Source organism: Acinetobacter sp. YH18001, assembly GCF_013416975.1.
Lineage (GTDB): Bacteria > Pseudomonadota > Gammaproteobacteria > Pseudomonadales > Moraxellaceae > Acinetobacter > Acinetobacter pseudolwoffii.
Window position 1 is genome coordinate 31,262 of sequence record NZ_VPEU01000020.1, and the last position, 17,344, is coordinate 48,605.

Annotated in this window: 14 protein-coding genes and 1 rRNA gene; 1 reads left to right on the forward strand and 14 read right to left on the reverse strand. The window is 41.5% G+C overall.

The genetic code is table 11. From position 1 onward, the window contains the following. Positions 1–6 precede the first annotated feature (6 nt). The 6 genes from FTV48_RS08290 to FTV48_RS08315 all read right to left on the reverse strand — a co-directional run bounded on the left by FTV48_RS08290 (position 7) and on the right by FTV48_RS08315 (position 8,167). Positions 7–1,938: a hypothetical protein gene (locus tag FTV48_RS08290; RefSeq protein WP_179999993.1), complete on the reverse strand. Its 1,932-nt coding sequence runs from the start codon at positions 1,936–1,938 to the stop codon at positions 7–9. A gap of 21 nt (positions 1,939–1,959) precedes the next feature. Continuing rightward, positions 1,960–3,174, reverse strand: a complete 1,215-nt coding sequence (gene filE, locus FTV48_RS08295; RefSeq protein WP_179999995.1) for a putative pilus assembly protein FilE — start codon at positions 3,172–3,174, stop codon at positions 1,960–1,962. A 7-nt stretch (positions 3,175–3,181) separates the two neighbouring features. Then, positions 3,182–4,846, reverse strand: coding sequence for an OmpP1/FadL family transporter (locus FTV48_RS08300; RefSeq protein ID WP_005095864.1), 1,665 nt, complete (start codon positions 4,844–4,846; stop codon positions 3,182–3,184). Between the two features lie 12 nt (positions 4,847–4,858). After that, complete coding sequence (locus FTV48_RS08305; protein WP_074384085.1) at positions 4,859–6,064, reverse strand: hypothetical protein; 1,206 nt, start codon at positions 6,062–6,064, stop codon at positions 4,859–4,861. Positions 6,065–6,098: 34 nt separating this feature from the next. Continuing rightward, positions 6,099–6,932, reverse strand: a complete 834-nt coding sequence (locus FTV48_RS08310) for a C39 family peptidase (protein ID WP_005095859.1) — start codon at positions 6,930–6,932, stop codon at positions 6,099–6,101. Positions 6,933–7,120: 188 nt separating this feature from the next. Then, the gene (locus FTV48_RS08315) at positions 7,121–8,167 is read right to left on the reverse strand and encodes a DUF6160 family protein (protein WP_005172505.1); all 1,047 of its coding nucleotides are present in this window, start codon (positions 8,165–8,167) and stop codon (positions 7,121–7,123) included. 260 nt (positions 8,168–8,427) lie between these two features. Here FTV48_RS08315 and FTV48_RS08320 point away from each other — a divergent pair, with 260 nt between their 5' ends. Then, positions 8,428–9,759: an anthranilate synthase component I family protein gene (locus tag FTV48_RS08320; RefSeq protein WP_179999997.1), complete on the forward strand. Its 1,332-nt coding sequence runs from the start codon at positions 8,428–8,430 to the stop codon at positions 9,757–9,759. A 119-nt stretch (positions 9,760–9,878) separates the two neighbouring features. Here the strand turns inward: FTV48_RS08320 and hisC are convergent, their stop codons facing one another. The 8 genes from hisC to rrf form a co-directional block, all read right to left on the reverse strand. After that, complete coding sequence (hisC, locus tag FTV48_RS08325; protein WP_100328969.1) at positions 9,879–10,970, reverse strand: histidinol-phosphate transaminase; 1,092 nt, start codon at positions 10,968–10,970, stop codon at positions 9,879–9,881. A 151-nt stretch (positions 10,971–11,121) separates the two neighbouring features. Then, positions 11,122–12,423, reverse strand: a complete 1,302-nt coding sequence (gene hisD / locus FTV48_RS08330) for a histidinol dehydrogenase (RefSeq protein ID WP_081273097.1) — start codon at positions 12,421–12,423, stop codon at positions 11,122–11,124. A gap of 186 nt (positions 12,424–12,609) precedes the next feature. After that, entirely contained in the window at positions 12,610–13,311 is a 702-nt protein-coding gene (hisG, locus tag FTV48_RS08335; protein WP_004646025.1) for an ATP phosphoribosyltransferase, read from the reverse strand. Next, entirely contained in the window at positions 13,311–14,567 is a 1,257-nt protein-coding gene (murA, locus tag FTV48_RS08340; RefSeq protein ID WP_005172524.1) for a UDP-N-acetylglucosamine 1-carboxyvinyltransferase, read from the reverse strand. Before murA ends, hisG begins: the two co-directional genes overlap by 1 nt. Positions 14,568–14,574: 7 nt before the next feature. Then, on the reverse strand, positions 14,575–14,826 hold the full coding sequence (gene ibaG, locus FTV48_RS08345) for a BolA family iron metabolism protein IbaG (RefSeq protein ID WP_004730742.1): 252 nt from the start codon (positions 14,824–14,826) through the stop codon (positions 14,575–14,577). Between the two features lie 133 nt (positions 14,827–14,959). Next, positions 14,960–15,292: a ribosome hibernation-promoting factor, HPF/YfiA family gene (gene hpf / locus FTV48_RS08350; protein ID WP_005172527.1), complete on the reverse strand. Its 333-nt coding sequence runs from the start codon at positions 15,290–15,292 to the stop codon at positions 14,960–14,962. A 183-nt stretch (positions 15,293–15,475) separates the two neighbouring features. Continuing rightward, the gene (locus FTV48_RS08355; protein WP_179999999.1) at positions 15,476–16,927 is read right to left on the reverse strand and encodes an RNA polymerase factor sigma-54; all 1,452 of its coding nucleotides are present in this window, start codon (positions 16,925–16,927) and stop codon (positions 15,476–15,478) included. Positions 16,928–17,225: 298 nt separating this feature from the next. Beyond that, positions 17,226–17,340 (reverse strand): 5S ribosomal RNA (gene rrf, locus FTV48_RS08360). Positions 17,341–17,344: the final 4 nt, after the last annotated feature.

Sequence of the window (17,344 nt, forward strand, 5' to 3'; positions counted from 1 at the left end):
GGGACATTACGCTTTAGCTTTGACGCGATAACAATCTGCAAGTTTAAACTCAACAGACCCACCGCTTCGTTTGGCCAGATCAATATCGTCAGGCGTTTCATCCTCATTATTATTGTTATAAATTTTCTGGAAACTGGCATAGGTATTGGCCCATTGCACGCCGTCTCCGACCGAATTCAGGAAGGTGACCCGCCCATTCTGACCGGCAGCAGTATCCAGTACATTGGACAAATTCAGCAGAGCACCGCCAATCACAATCGAATCATTTGAATTTGGTGAAGACTGGATGCGTGAATCGACCCCAACCAATGCACCATTCAAATCCCCTAATTTTACATTGGCCAAAATCAGACGCATCGAAACCGATTTATCACGAACAAATGCACGGCCTAAAGTTCCAAGCCGGTATTGCTGTACGCCATTCAATAATAAATTGTTATCAAGCACATCGCCCTCACAGCCTGTTATTGGGTCGGTCGCAAGATTATTCTCAGATTGCATATTGGTTCGCACATCACCATTACTATCAATCACAATCCCCAAAGTGACTGGACTGACCGTTGTATCACTAAACTTAAACTCCAGATTGGCATACATCGGGAAGATATACTTCTCCCCACTGGCTACATTCTGCTCTGTTTTAAATACCGCACGATCCAGATAGCTGATTGAGAAAATTTTATATAAATCAATACTTCCATTATATTGATCACCATCCGCATCCAGACGCCATGCCCCTAAACTGGCTTGATCAGATGCATCCAGCTGTGTTTTTCCAGTGACCATCTTATAAAAAGCTTCTTTACCCGCAATCACATAATCATTCAGCAAACTGCCCCGATATAGTTCAAGTGGCGTAGCGTTATTTGCGACATTTAAACGATAAGGTGCAGTAATCGTTTTGCTGGTAGGATGAATCCATGAACTTTGCGGATCGGCCGTCATTTGTGCAGGTTTCACATTACGAATGAGTTCAGCATTAATTCCACCCAGTGAAGATAGATTTTTTGCGGGCAGTTTTAACTGGCTATCACGCCATTGCAGGCCACTGCCAAAGGTATAACCCTGACGGTCTGTGATTAGCATAAAATGACCAAATAGATGTTTGGTAGTCTGATCTTTAATATCACAAGGTGTTTTATTGCATCCCACCAGTCCATCTGAACCCGACTGGATGCTACCAATCACACCAGAGGTTGAAAATAGTGAAAATTCCGGCTGATAAACCGCGGCATTGGCAATGGTTACCAGTTTTTTCACTGTAGCAAAAGCAGCTTCATCAGAAATCTGGTCAACATCGATAAAATCCTTAATTTTTGTGGCGAAGCTAGCATCCGTCAGACTGATATTTCCACTCACTTTAGCCAAGTCTTTACGCATTTCTTCGGTAATATACAAAGGCTGCACATCCGTTGGATTCACAATACGGCCTTCTTGTATCGCCAGAGCTTGCAGAATTTTCACCAGACGCATGGCAACCTGAACTGTAGGATCATTCTGATCTAAGTTATTTACCTGACGTCCAGTAATTCCTTTTGCAATATCGACCACACTTAAACGTGGGAGCTGAGTCTGGGTACTAAAGGTGGCATAATCGCTCAGCTTAAGTTTGCCGAGAGTAATTTTGCTTGAACTAAAACTCTGAATATAAAATTCAACCTCATCCGTCTTTTGACAGGTTCCGGATGCCACGCCAGCATTACTATCAAATAGAGTAATGAAGGTATTTTCTTTATCGCCACTACAATTAAAATTCAAGCCATCCAGCGGATATTCAAGCCCCCATTCCACACAATTATCTGTCCCTGCTGTACAGGTTCCATTGGTCGTGGCTTCATTATTTTTTTCTGGAATCACATTGGCACTCTCCCCACCACATCCTGCGAGTGCAGCCAAAAGTGTAGTTAAAGCAAATGGATATAATATTTTATTTTTCATCTTGTTATACTCGAATAGTCCTTATCGAATGGCGACTAATTTTAGTTGTCCATAATTAGTGAGCATCTTGTCTTCAACATCGATTGCTGAGGCTAAAGGCGTCAATAACACATACTCACTTTGCGCAGGGATCTGAATAATGCCTTCAATACGCTCATGTTGAATAATATTTGCTTGTCCTTCCTGGTTTTTAAAACCACCCGCTCCTTCCATAACACAGCCTCTATTGTCTAAAAAGACCACAAAAGGCCAATAATAAGTAGGATTTTTTTGGCGTGAAGCATAAGAGTTAATCTGAATATTCTTGATATCAGACTGTAATTGCACGACTTCAAAATCAAACTCGTCTGATTTCAAAGGCGCACGAGGCCATAAATTGACTTCTTTTTTAAGGCTGATCTGTTTGGCTTTTTTGATTTTTTTGTCATTAAAGCACTGTTTTCCCAAACTCTCTCTAGTTTCAGCTTGTGAAATACGGTAATAACTTTGTGCCAGCACCACTGGACCTGTATCCAGTGTAGGCGTTTTAAATAAGGATGTTAATACTGATTGACCAAGCCCTTTTTCACGCTCAATGGTCTGGATTCGGGTAGAGCCGATATTTTTATCTACCACGCCCTCGGGCATACTGTAGAAACGTTTCCTGCCTTCTAGATTAAATTCTTTATTCTCAAGATATTCACTGTCCACATAGTCCACGCCTTCAATCTGACTGAATCCGGTTTTCTGTAGCATCGGGCTTGAAGCGGGTGTCATGGCCTTAGGCATTTGAGTCAATTGGGTTTCAGATCTTATTAATGGCTTAGATTCTGTCAGTTCTTTCACAATCTGCGGTTGTACTGGTTGTACTGGTTGTACTGGTTGTACTGGTTGTACTGGTTGTACTGGTTGTACTGGTTGTACTGGTTGTACTGGTTGTACTGGTTGTACTGGTTGTACTGGTTGTACAACCAGATTATGGTCTGACTTAAGTTCTGCTGGTCTATTTTCTAGGGCTGATACTGTTTCTAAGTTTTGCTTTACAGGAGGTGACTGAACCACTGCAACTGCTATTTTTTTCGATGCTAGAGATTTTTCTTCTGTTTTTTTCTGTGGGTTATGATTACGTGGCACGACTAATGGTCGCCCATCTGGACCAATAATGGTAATAAATTCTCTGGCGCTTGTATAAAAAGATAAGGGTACCAGACTTAATGCCAGTACCACTTTCAATCCAATTTTTTCTGTCTTGATCATTTCTTCCTTACCAACGAGTGCGATAGTTCAAACCTAAAATGGTAATCTTGGTATCTGTTTTCACGTTTAAACCTGCATATGGGTTTAATAACAGGTTATTCACGCCGGTCTGGTTGGCTAAACTACTGGTATTTGCTGGAATTTGATCTTTACTGCGCAAGAAACCAATCGAGAGATCCAAATCAGTATCTGCATCAAAACGATAACCCACACCTAATCCAAATAGCTGTGCACCATTAATAGGAACCATCGTATTGCGCTTATTTTTTGGAATAGCGCTGGTTCGTGGCTCATAACCTGCGCGAAGTTTTAAACGGTCGGTGGCGGAATACTCCATCCCGATTCCGAAATTCCACGGCGATTCGAATCCCATCGGCAAAGCCAGCGTAGAATCAGTGACATTAGCAGACAAGATTTTGGCAATTTTTAAGGCTGAAATGGTACGGTCAAACTCGAACTTAAACTCATCCCAAACCTTGTAGTCTGTCCAGCCAATATCAAAATTTACCTGCAAATCTGGCATAACTTTATATTTGATACCTGCCTGAAAATGCGCTGGATATTCAAAATCCATCGACACCAAACCAGACTCACTGGATGGAATATAATTAGGAAACCCAAGAATTGCTGCCAGAATCTGACCCGTCGGTGAAGTCATTAAACCCTTGATCATTTCCTGTGGTGCTTTGGCATTATCAATATGATATTTACCTTTTAAGCGCATTTTTGCCGCACTTTGGTAGACCATACCAAAACTGAAATCTTCGCGTGGCTCCCACAATATCCCGAGGTTATAGCTTGGACTTAAATTCTGTTCAAGCTCCAGTTGCATCTGACCAAACTTGCCAAATGGGTTCATTCCCTCATCCGCATTACAGATCCCCAGCAACAGAATATCGGTAATAATGTCGGAGTTTTCTTTAAATGGTGTACAGACAACTTCATCGATCATACGCAACATCCCGATTAGCTCATTCGGGAAACGTAAATCTGTTTTCATCCCAATGGCTTGATAGGACATTCCGACAGAAGCACCAATGGACAGTTGGTCATTGACCTCATAACCAATCGATGGAGACAGGTAAGTAATCCGCTCCAAAGCAACTTGCTGGCCCATAAAGTTTGCCGGATTACCATCTTCATGACCGAAACCAGCGACTAAAGGCGCATATACCGCTGTTGCATAGGTCGCTTTAGATCCAGGCGGGTTATAAGCAATCCCCATGGTGGGCGCAGCCAAAGGGAGACCTTCGCCTAAATCCACCATCTTTTTCAGAAAAGGGACATACAGGCTGACATATTCCACATCACCACTGACCGGCCCTTTAAAATCAGTACATAAATCAGATGAAACTTCCGGTCCATCATTACAGACGATAGGGTCATCAGAATAGCCAAATACGTTATATCCAGCCGGCACTGTAAACTCCCGCTGGATATCAAAATTCGCCACAATAATCTGCTGTTCGGTTTGCAAACCATCAATTTTAGTTAGAGCAGCCGGGTTAAAGTGAATGGCATTGACTCCCGGGGGATCCGCCGTAACTGCATTCCCCATGGACAATGCACGTAAATCAACCGAAAGGTTGGTTCCCAATTGTGCAAAGGTATAACTTGAACAGCCCGCAAGAATAATTCCTGTTAATAACGGGCTAAGTCGAATGTTTTTCATACGACACCCCTATTAACTGATTTTTTTACCAAAACCTAAAATATCAAGCGGGAATGACAACCCCAACGAAACATCAGGCGCATCTTCGGTCAGCCCTAAGCCGACGGTACCATTTACAATCGTTTCTGGAGAGACTCGCACCCCTAATGAAATTGCCAAGGTGGAACTGGTCTGATCCGCGGCAGAGTAGCTTTCTCCTGTGTTATAGCTAAACTCAGCTCCCGTATTAAAGCTTTGCTGATAGGACATGGTCATCGAAACGTCATAGTTAAATGAGTATGCGAAACCGAATGCAAAACCCCCACTAATCCCCGGTTCAAACTCTTCAATAATGCGATAACCGCGACGCTGGTTCAGGCCTGATTCTTTAAAACCATAGTTTGCAGAAACGGAGGCAAACAGCACGACCGGATCGATGTATTTACGTGTACTGGCACCCACTCCTGCTGAGTAATAGCCCTTCCCTGCTGCCAGATCTGTCGCTGCATTGATTTCATAAGGACTGTCGCCCGTTTTTGTTGATAAATTACCAAATAAAATTAAAGGTAAACGGCCAGCTTTTAATGGAAATGGTTCCCAGCGTGCCCCAACACTGATATCACCTAGTCCGGCAGTCGAAGTGTCTTTTAACAAGTCGGTCTTGGCCACTAAAGGCAAGGATGCAGTTAAGGTCAGGTTATCTTTCACCCCATATTGGAATGTGAAAGTATTGGTCAAACTATGCGTGGCATTCTCTTGTACACGAAGTTGATATAGTTGACCCTGAGCCATTTCAATATCAAGTTGAGTGTCACGATAGTAGGTATAATCGATATCGTAATATGATGAAATATCACCTTTTTTAATGAGTGAGTACTGACGTTCATTTGAAGTAAATACTTCTTCCAGATTAGCTGCCTGGGTAGCATCACCTTCCTGTTTCTGTAAAGCTTGGGATGCATCTGCTACTTGTTTAGTCTGAGCCTCTACCGGTGCGGCAGTTTCACTCACTGCTTCTTCAGCTGTTTCATATCCACCGAGTTCCGGCTCTTGTGCAGCCTGTGTTTCCACTTGCTCAGTCTGGGCCTGTACAGGTACAGCAGTTTCAACAATAACTTCCTCATCAACCGTTTCGTATTCACCCAGTGTCGGCTCTTCTGCAGCAAATGCAACGCCCATAACCATTTGAATGCTCAGTGCCAAGAACGTCTTGTTCATCCATTTACTGTTCATATCCATTTCACCATTTTAATTTTTATTACTATTTTTCATTTTATTTATTCTTGTAATACAATCTCAGGAAATTATATTGATATTCTCCAAATTTTTCTGATTCTATATTACGATTACGGTCCATACGGATCGTCGAGGCTTTATCGGCAATTTTATCCATATAGAACTGTGGATACTGCATGTCGACCAAGGCATAACGATTAATCGTGGCATCTTCCACATGGCGCATGTCGGCTTCTTTCAATGCCAGAAAGTTTTTACGATATTGTTCAGGGACATTAATCAGGAATAATGTATTATTTTCCCAAACATCCTGAAAACGCCGCTCGTCAAAACTGATATTACCGAGTGCTGGATCTGCGACATACACCCGGCCATTTTTATAGCCTTTATAAACTACGAAATGTTTGAATCCGGCATAAGAAATTGGAACAATAGCAGGCTGATCTTGATTAACTAAATCTTTGAACTCTCCTCGATAGCCTCCGCTTTCTAGCCCTAAAGCCGAGACAAAGCGCTTCATATCAAGTAAAGAGAAACTGCGGCGTTCAATAATTTTATCGGTTTCGCCGAATTTCATCAGTCCATTCATGACTTGCTGTTCATCTAGCTGTGTACCGATATAACCATTGAGTAGGGTGGTAAGGGCTGCTGAACCACAACTATAGTCATAGGCTTGACGTACAATGCCCTGAAATTGATCCAGAAGTGCAGGCTTTACTTGTACAGCTTCACGGTGCATACGCACAAAAGAGTCATTTCTTGAATCAAGAACTTCAGTATAGTGCACAGCGCCATTTGGCTGTTTTTTGATATCCAGAGCTTCTTTGGCAGCGTAATACATCAATGCCGAGCCCAACGCGATCTCTAACATAATTATTAACTTTTCTTATAATGGGCATGATACGCCTATTTTTCTTTTTATAGAGCATTCACTCTACTTCCTTGTAACTAGAAAGATACCTTCTTTTTCAAAAAAATACAGCATTTTTTTTATTTTTTGGATAAATGATTCAGTCATAAAAAAAGCGCGTGTAAACACGCGCTTTTATAAAGTAAATGTTAGTGGCCAGAAATGGTAATGATTGCACCTTTTGTATAAGTAAGCGGAGCTGGAGAGTAGAAAGTTTGCAAACCTTGAACTTCCATATCGCCAATTGATGAAGTTGCGTTACGATTACCTAAATGAATACCTTGAATGTATTGATCTTTAGCACCCGTATCATTACTTACAATACGAATATGTGCTGCTTTACCCACAGTATTAGATGTGCCTACATAAGCATCATTAAATACTGAAATGTTTTGGCTAATCGTTAAATCATTAGACTTCGAATCTGCAATTTTAATACTTTCAATGAAGATCTCACCAGATTCACGTGTAGTTACTGGAGTTGTACCTGAAAGTCCCACAGTTACACCTTTAGTTGAATTATCCAGAATACCTAGATTTTTAATTTCTAGGCCACCAACCATTTTAGTATTCAGTTTGATCATCGCACCTTGAGGTGCGGCACCTAATTGGATATTTGCATCCATCACACCTGTTTTAACTTCTAAACCACTGAGGATATCATTTATAACCGCACCTCCACCTCGACGAATTGTATCTACATTATCACCTACACCTTTTACGCCAGATGCAGTTACACCAATTCGACCGATCTTGATATCAAGACCTGATACTTGTGCTGCAATATTAATGAAAGGATTAGCCCCCCCTGCACCAGCATCTGAATCAATCACCAAGTCAGCAAGATTACGAGATTGAAGTAAGTAAGCACCACCATCATCATAGTTAGCACCAATTACTACACCATGAGTTGCAGTAGTCGGATTAGCAAGAGCAGCGGCATCAGGAGCTACATCAGTCGTACCGCGAATAACGATTGCACCTGCCGTACCTGTCCCACCTTTATCAACAGCTAAACCGTCATTATCATGAATAAATAACTTTTCAATAGCGATTTTTGAAATACCGATCCCGATAGTAATGCCGCTTTGACCCGTTGTTTCGCTTAGAGATGCTTCATCCATTGCCTGCATCGCCATCGCATTGGCACTAAATGCAACTGAAGTCGCCAGAACTAATTTTGTGAATTTTTTCATTGTTTACTCTCCCAAGAGTAGTATTTTTTTTGGTTGTGAATCACTCAATGTTCACGCTGTATTTTTTATTTTCTGACAACGCAAAGCATCTTTCCTTGAGTAATTTGCTTGCAGAACTAAGTTATCTCCGAGCAATCATTTGATCAACTGTTGTTGGTCGCAATCCAATGCTTACCGATAAACGGTATTTGATGATTTAAAAATATTTTCCTGTCTTCTTGATATAAAATAGCGAGTCATATTGAACTCTGCTTAACTGAATGACCGAAGCTCTCTATCATCGCCCCTTAAAATTTAAATCACCTCTGGTTGCAGATGTATTATCCGCATTAAAGACATTGGGGCATCTGGTGTATTTAAATAATAATGGTCAGCCTTTTATTGCCTGCTGTGCTCAAGAATATTTTATTGTGCAGCAATCACATATTCAGTCGTTTCAAAGAGTGGAAATTGAACAATATCAACCCAGATCATCTGAGTTTAGTTTGGAAATTGATGCATTAAGAAATCCTCACAAGAATGGATTTCATGGAGGTTATGTCGGTTTTATTGGCTATGATTATGCGGCTCAGCAATATATTCAGTATCCGGACCGCTCTCAACCTGGTTTATTTATCGGTCAATTTTCTTCCTATATTAAACCAAGCTCTGAGGGATGGATGTTCTATAGTGATGATCCAGAGGCAGAACAGATCTTCGATTATATTCAGAACTTACTTAATCAAAATAAAATTCGTCCGACGTTTCAGTTAATAAGCCCTTGTACTTCACGCTGGACCAAAACGGTCTACAGCAAGGCATTTCAGAAAATTCAGGATTATATTATTGCAGGTGACTGCTATCAGATTAATCTGACACAAGAATTTAATGGTCGTGCCCAAGGTTCCCTCTTAGCAACCGCCCAAGCCTTCTGGACATTAACCGAAGCGCCTTATGCGGGTTATTTGCGTATTGGTGATTTTGAATTATTAAGCTGCTCACCCGAGTTGTTCATTGATTTTGAAACGAAGCGAAAAATTATTACCAAACCGATTAAAGGCACTATGCCCCGTTTTACTGATCCAGTGCTCGATGAACAATCCAGACAGACCCTAAAAGCCTCAGAAAAAGATCAGGCAGAAAATGTCATGATTGTGGATTTATTACGTAATGATTTAAGTGTTTATGCCGAAACAGGCTCGGTCAAAACACCGAAATTATTTAGTATTGAAAGCTTCAATCAAGTTCATCATATGGTCAGTGAAGTTGAAGCGACTTTAAAAGCAGATATCAATCCTTTTGAAGTACTCATGTCTGCTCTTCCAGGTGGCTCGATTACAGGCGCACCCAAAATTCGGGCCATGCAGATTATTGAAGAACTTGAGGGTGCACCACGTGGTGCTTACTGTGGTTCTATGGGCTATTTCAATTTCGATGGCACTGGCTCCTGGAATATTCTGATTCGCTCGATTCAAAAGTATCAGGAAGATATTTCTTTATGGGCCGGTGGTGGTATTACCATTTCTTCAGATTGTGATGCGGAATATCAAGAATGCTTTGATAAGGTTTCAGCGATGCTTGATCTGTTAAATACCTGGTATCAGCCTGAATAAATAAAAAGTGAATTTTAAGATTCGCTTTTTACTACAAATCTCCCCCTTGCGCAGCAATGCTTCTCACCTTTAATAAAGGTGAGAATGCCTCCCTTTAAAACGGGAGGCTAGAAAGGATTTTAATTACACAAAATCTCATTTTTTAGCGTATCTACTAAACGCTGATTTTGCTCATCTGTACCAATCGTAATACGTAAGAATTGATTAATACGAGGTTTGTTGAAATAACGCACGATAATACCACGCTCACGTAACTCACTCGCGAGTTCACCTGCATCTTTAGATACGAATGTGGCAAAAATAAAGTTTGCACTCGAAGGTAATACCTTAAAACCAAGCTCATTCAGCTGAGCTACCAACTTTTCACGACTGGCAATGACTTTCTGATTTTGTGCCTCAAAGTATTCCTGATCTTCAAAAGAAGCCACCGCTGCCGCAATCGCAAAACGATCCATCGGATAAGAGTTGAAACTGTTTTTGACTGCTTCAAGTGCTGCAATTAAATGTGGCTGAGCAATGGCAAAACCCACACGTAATCCTGCAAGAGAACGCGACTTCGATGTAGTTTGACATACCACTAAGTTTTCGTATTTCTCAACCAGCTTGACTGCCGATTCAGCGCCAAAGTCGACATAGGCTTCATCAATCACCACCACTGAATCTGGATTGGCTTGCAGAATTTCTTCAATCGCACCCAAGCCAAGATCAATACTGGTTGGCGCATTCGGATTGGTGATAATGATACCGCCATTGGCCTGTTTATAATCATCTACCACAATTTCAAAGTCATCATTGAGTGGTAAAATTTTGGTTTTTACCCCAAAGAACTGACTATATACCGGATAGAAACTATAGGTGATGTCTGGATAAAGCAATGGCTGTTCTTGAACAAAGAATGCTTTGAAAATGTGCGCTAAAACTTCATCCGAACCATTCCCGACAAAAACCGTCTCTACAGGCACATGTTGCTGTTTCGCAATCGCCTGTTTAAGTTCAGATGCGTCTGGATCTGGATAAAGGCGCAAAACGTCAGCTGAATTGGCCAATACCTGCTGCACTGCCGCAACCACTTTAGGCGATGGCGGATACGGATTTTCATTGGTATTCAGTTTTAAAATATTCTGGATTTTTGGCTGTTCACCCGGCGTATACGGTTCTAATTCACGTACGTCAGGACTCCAAAAACGCATTTGTTCTGTGGTGATATTCATTTTTAAATTCTCAAAGTTCCCTCTACTAACCTCTCTTACATTCACTTTAAAACAATGCTTAAAGCTCATTCAGAGAGAGGAATATTCATTCTTTATAATATTTCCCCTCTCCTTAGTAGGAGAGAGTTAAGGAGAGGTTTTATATTTTTAATTACTGGTAACGATAACGCGCCGATCTCGCATGCGCATCCAGATTTTCCTGCTGTGCCAAAATATCTGCTGTTTTCGCCAAGGTTTTAACACCCTCTTGTGAACACATGATCAGGCTTGATCGCTTCTGGAAATCATAAACCCCCAGCGGTGATGAAAAACGTGCTGTACCTGAAGTTGGCAAGACATGGTTTGGCCCGGCACAATAATCACCAATCGCTTCAGGGGTGTAACGACCCATGAAAATCGCGCCTGCATGGCGAATATCTTCTGCCATCTCTTGTGCTTCATCTAAACATAGCATGAGATGTTCTGGCGCCACTTGGTTAATCAGCTCAGCACCTTCAGCACGGTCTTTTACCAATACCAAAGCACCGCGGTTCTCAATTGAAGTACGTGCAATATCTGCTTTCGGTAATGCTTCTAAGTGTTTTTCAATCCACTTTTCAACAGCATCTAAAAGTGCTTCATCAGGTGTAATGAAAACGGCTTGTGCCACAGTGTCATGTTCAGCCTGTGACAATAAGTCCATCGCCAACCATTCAGCGTTATTCTCGCCTTCGGCATAGACCAGAATCTCAGAAGGGCCTGCAATCATATCGATACCGACCTGACCAAACACCGCACGTTTTGCTGCAGCCACAAACCGGTTACCTGGACCAGTAATTTTATCGACAGGTGGTACGGTTTCTGTACCATATGCGAGTGCTGCAACGGCTTGTGCACCACCAATCGTAAAGACACGTGTTACGCCAGCCAAATATGCAGCAGCCAATACCAATGGATTGAGTTCACCATTCGGGGCAGGCACCACCATAATAATTTCAGGGACACCCGCCACATGTGCAGGCACTGCATTCATCAGTACTGAGGATGGATAAGATGCCAGACCACCCGGCACATAAATCCCGACACGATCCAGTGGAGTCACTTTCTGACCGAGCGTATTCCCCAAAGCATCGACATAAGTCCAGCCATCTTGTTTTTGGGCCTGGTGAAACTCACGCACACGCGCTGCAGCTAATTCCAGTGCTTCACGAACTTCAGTCGTTAAACCTTCAAAGGCAGCTTTGAGCTGCTCTTGTGTCAGTTCTAGCTCTGAAAATTGATGCGCCGGATGTCGATCGAACTGTTGAGTGAGTTTAAGAACATGTGCATCACCATGCTGACGAACATCAGCAATAATTTGATCTACAGTTTTTAAAAGTTCAGGATCATTCACAGTCTCAAAAGCCAACAAGTCAGCAAATGCTTGCTTGAAGTTTTGATCTTGGGTCGATAAACGTCGCATCAATTTACCCATCAGGTTTGAATTCGAAGGCTTTAGTTTACCTGTTTTCTAGGCTTTTGTCGGCAGACATAGTGCTCTAGCTCTATGAGTTTTATTGAAAATAGCTTTGGGTAAAATTGATGAAAGGATTTAAATAGAATCTGATATATAGAGAAATAAGAAACCGCCCGGATTGGGCGGTTTCTTAAGCAATCAATTTTAAGCCTGTTTTGCCTTTTCGCGTTCTTCGACTGCTTTTTCAAGCTGAGCCAGAATCGGATTTAACAAGGCTTGCTTACGTTTGAAGCTGGCTTTATTGACGATTAAACGTGAAGAGACTTTACAGATTTCTTCAAGTGGCTCTAAACCATTGGCACGTAAGGTATTACCAGTATCGACCACATCGACAATGTAATCGCCCAGACCGACCAATGGTGCAAGTTCCATTGAACCATACAACTTGATCACATCGACTTGCTCACCCAAGCTGGCATAGTATTGCCGGGTTAAATTCACGTACTTGGTCGCAATTTTCAAACGACCTTTAGGACGCTGCATCCCGACTTTACCAGCTGTCATCAATTTACAAACCGCAATTTTCAGGTCTAATGGTTCATAGACATTTTGCGCACCATGTTCCATCAATACATCTTTACCCGCTACACCAATATCGGCTGCACCATTTTCTACATAAGTCGGCACATCAGAAGCACGTAAAATTAAAATACGAACCTGTTTATGCGTAGTGGGGAAAATCAGTTTACGTGATTTATCCGGATCTTCCAGTAAATTAATCCCTGCTGTTTCAAGCAGTGGCAATGTTTCTTTTAAGATACGACCCTTACTTAATGCCAAAGTTAAACCATGATCAAAATTGCCCATTACGTCAAAGTTTGGATCATCGTTTCTCATATCGCTCATTAATTTACTCGCTTAATTTGGGCACCTAAACTTTGTAACTTTGCTTCTACATTTTCATAACCGCGGTCAATGTGATAAATACGGTCAATCAGTGTTTCACCTTCAGCGGCAAGTGCTGCCAGTACCAAAGAGAAAGAAGCACGTAAATCTGTTGCCATTACGGGTGCGGCAGAAAGTTTTTCTACCCCAGTTACGACAGCATCATTACCTTCGACCTGAATGTTTGCCCCCATACGGGCCAACTCAGGAACATGCATAAAACGGTTTTCAAAAATCGTTTCTGAAATTGTCGCAAAGCCTGCAGCAATGGCATTTACAGCCATGATCTGGGCTTGCATATCAGTTGGAAATTCTGGATGTGGCAAGGTCTGGAAGCTTACGGCTTTCGGACGTTTACCCAGCATATCTAACTCAATCCAGTCGTCGCCACGAGTGACTTCTGCGCCCATTTCTTCAAATTTATCCAGCACAGCTTCCATGAGGGATGGATCTGTGTGTGTGGTTTTGATACGACCACCTGTGATTGCAGCCGCCGCCAGATATGAACCCGTTTCAATCCGGTCAGCCACCACTGCATATTCACAGCCATGCAGACTTTCAACACCAGTCACGATTAACGTATCGGTATCCAAACCTTCAATTTTGGCCCCCATCTTGATCAGCATTTGCGCAAGATCAGTGATTTCAGGCTCACGTGCTGCATTGCGAATTGTGGTCACACCATCGGCCAAGACTGCAGCCATCAGAATATTTTCTGTACCACCGACAGTCACCATATCGAAAACGACTTCGCCACCTTTAAGACGGCCATCGACTTTGGCATGCACATAGCCTGCTTCAACTTCAATTTCTGCACCCAAAGCTTCCAACGCTTTTAAATGCTGATCAACAGGACGTGAACCAATTGCACAGCCACCCGGCAAAGACACTTTTGCACTACCATAGCGCGCCAATAAAGGACCAAGCACTAAAATAGAAGCACGCATGGTTTTCACGAGCTCATATGGTGCAAACTGGTTATCTAATGTCGAGGTATCCGCAGTAACGGTATCGCCTTCATAAGTCATGGTGATCCCAAGACCGGCAATCAGCTTCACCAATGTATTCACATCTTTCAGATCAGGAACATTTTTGAGCGTAATTGGCGTATCGGCAAGAATCATTGCTGCTAATAATGGAAGCGCGGCATTCTTAGCACCAGAAATACGCACTTCACCTTCGAGCTTGATACCGCCCTGAATTAAAAATTTATCCATTAATTTATTAAGCTCCAAATAAGCTTGCTTTGCGCCATTCTTCTTTTGTCATTGCTCGAATTGTCACTGCGTGAACTGCACCACTGGCAATATGGGCATTGAGAGGAGCATAAACAGCTTGTTGACGTGCAACTGGACGCTTACCTTCAAATTGATCATCCACAATACGGAGATCAAATTTTCCGCCCTGACCACTCACAGCAACATCCGCCTCGGGAAAAGCGGCTTCTAAAATTTCAGCGAGCTGTTCATTATTCATCACAAGACCTCTTATAGGACTAAGGGTGTAAAACGAGCCATTTTACTATAAATAGCAAAAATAATTCATGGATCCATACATTATATATATAAAAAAAAGAGGCTTTTAAAACCTCTTTTTCATCATTTGTCCTTTACAAAGCCAAAGCATGCTGCTGTAAATGTATTTCCCGATATCGATCGATCTGGCGTTTTAATTTTTCTGTCAGAAGTTTAATGGAAGTATACATATCATCTGCTGTGGCATGGGCAAAAAACTCGATGCCCGGCAATCGGATAATCGCTTCTGCGATATGATTACTACTGCCTTTTCTGGAGCGTTTATCAATTTGATGATCTTTAGAGAGTTTCACTTGCATACTATTCACCTGATCAAGATGCTTGGTCATTTGTGAAAATTTGGTTTTTATACGTTCTTCAATTGCTGGCGTAATAGATAAATGATGTCCACGAATTGTTATTTGCATAGTTCTATCCCTCACCTTCGTTAGGATTAGAAGAGTCACAATATAAAATAATTTAAATACAGCAACTTATAACTCAAAAATCGTATTTTAAGCACTGATTCAAATCATTTTCACTGTTCCTCAAAAGAAAAAAGATTCATTATGCTGTCATAATGAATCTTTAGAATAGCCAGATTTTAAATTTTAGATCAAGACCTTTCGCTCAGAAGATGAAGGAATATGTAACGATTCACGATATTTCGCCACCGTCCGTCGTGCCACATCAATCCCTTCATTTTTCAATATATTGGCGATTGCATTATCAGACAAAGGCTTACGGGCATTTTCTTCAGAAACCAGTTTTTTGATCTTGGCACGAATGGCTGTAGATGAAGCCTCTCCACCTGAAGTCGTGCCCACATGACTCGAGAAGAAATATTTTAATTCAAATAAGCCGCGCGGCGTCAGCATATATTTATTGGTGGTCACACGAGATACGGTCGATTCATGCAATTCTACTTCTTCGGCAATATCTCTTAAAACCAAAGGTTTCATCCCTTCAGCGCCAATTTCCAAGAACATTTTCTGATGTTCAACAATACAGGTTGCCACTTTTAATAATGTTTTATGCCGCTCATCAACGCTTTTAATGAAATTTTTTGCTTCTAGCATCTGGTTACGTAAATATTGATTATCGTCACTTTGATCTGCACGACGAATCATTTTGGCATAGAAAGGATTGACACGTAATTTTGGCAGTACATCCGGATTTAAATTGACATGCCAAGCGTTATTCTTTTTCATGACCACAACATCTGGCACCTGATAATCCGATTCTTTATTTTCAAACTCCAAGCCCGGGTGAGGTTTCAGAGTTTTTAATAAATCTACCGCACAGCGTAACTGCTCTGGATTTAGCCCGGTTTGTTTAATTAATTTTGGCAGTTCATTACTAATCAGTAATTCATAATGTTGTAGAAGCTTGATTGCATCATTTCGGCAAGGCGTTGAGGCAGGTAAATGATCAAGCTGAACCAATAGACATTCTGCCAAACTTCTAGACCCTACACCCACCGGATCTAAACGCTGAATATGCTTTAATACGACCGCAACTTCATCATCTTCAATTTCCTCCTCACTCCCCATCAAGGATAGAAGATGTTGTACCGATGCAGTAATTTCAGTCAGCTCAGCATCTAAAAAGCCTTTGTCATCCAAGGAATCGACAATGCAATAAGCGATTAATTTATCAAGCTGTGAAAAATTTAACAGGTTAATTTGCTCAAGCATATATTCCTGTAAGCTCTGATGCCCTTGACGATTGTCTTCGCGCTCTTCGAATTCAGCCGCACCTAAGCTGGTAGGTTGATGAGTATAGACATCATCCCAATCGGTATCTACAGGTAGGTCATCGGGAAGGTGATCCGCATTGAGCTCATTAGTTAGGTCTTTGTGTTCATTATTTGATTCAAGTGTCGATAAGCGTTCAAGGGTAATCTGTTCTTCAACTTTTTCTAATAGAGGGTTACTATCAAGTTGCAGTTGAACTTCTTGTTCCAGTTCCAAACTCGATAATTGTAATAGCCGAATTGCTTGCTGCAATTGTGGAGTTAATGACAGCGAGTTCGCAATTTTTAAGCCCACTGATAATCTCATTATTACCCCCTTAATTAAAAATCTTATTCTATAAGCAATTTTTATGCCGTTTTAATTTTTATAACACAGTTTTACCAAAAAACATACGAACTGGCTTTCAAATTTCTATTTTTTCTAAATTAATAATTTTCAAATATTTGATTCACAATAATAAAAATACCCATTAACGATTTCGCTAAGGGGTGTTTCGAGTTTTGAGTAAATTCAGAATATTATTTTTACTATATTTGATTTTGCTATACCCCCCGCGCACAAAAAAACACCCCCAACTGTTAAGTTGGGGGTGTTTCGAATAATGAGCTGGCGATGACTTACTCTCACATGGGTAACCCCACACTACCATCAGCGCAAAGAGGTTTCACTTCTGAGTTCGGGAAGGGATCAGGTGGTTCACTCTTGCTATTGTCGCCAGCACAA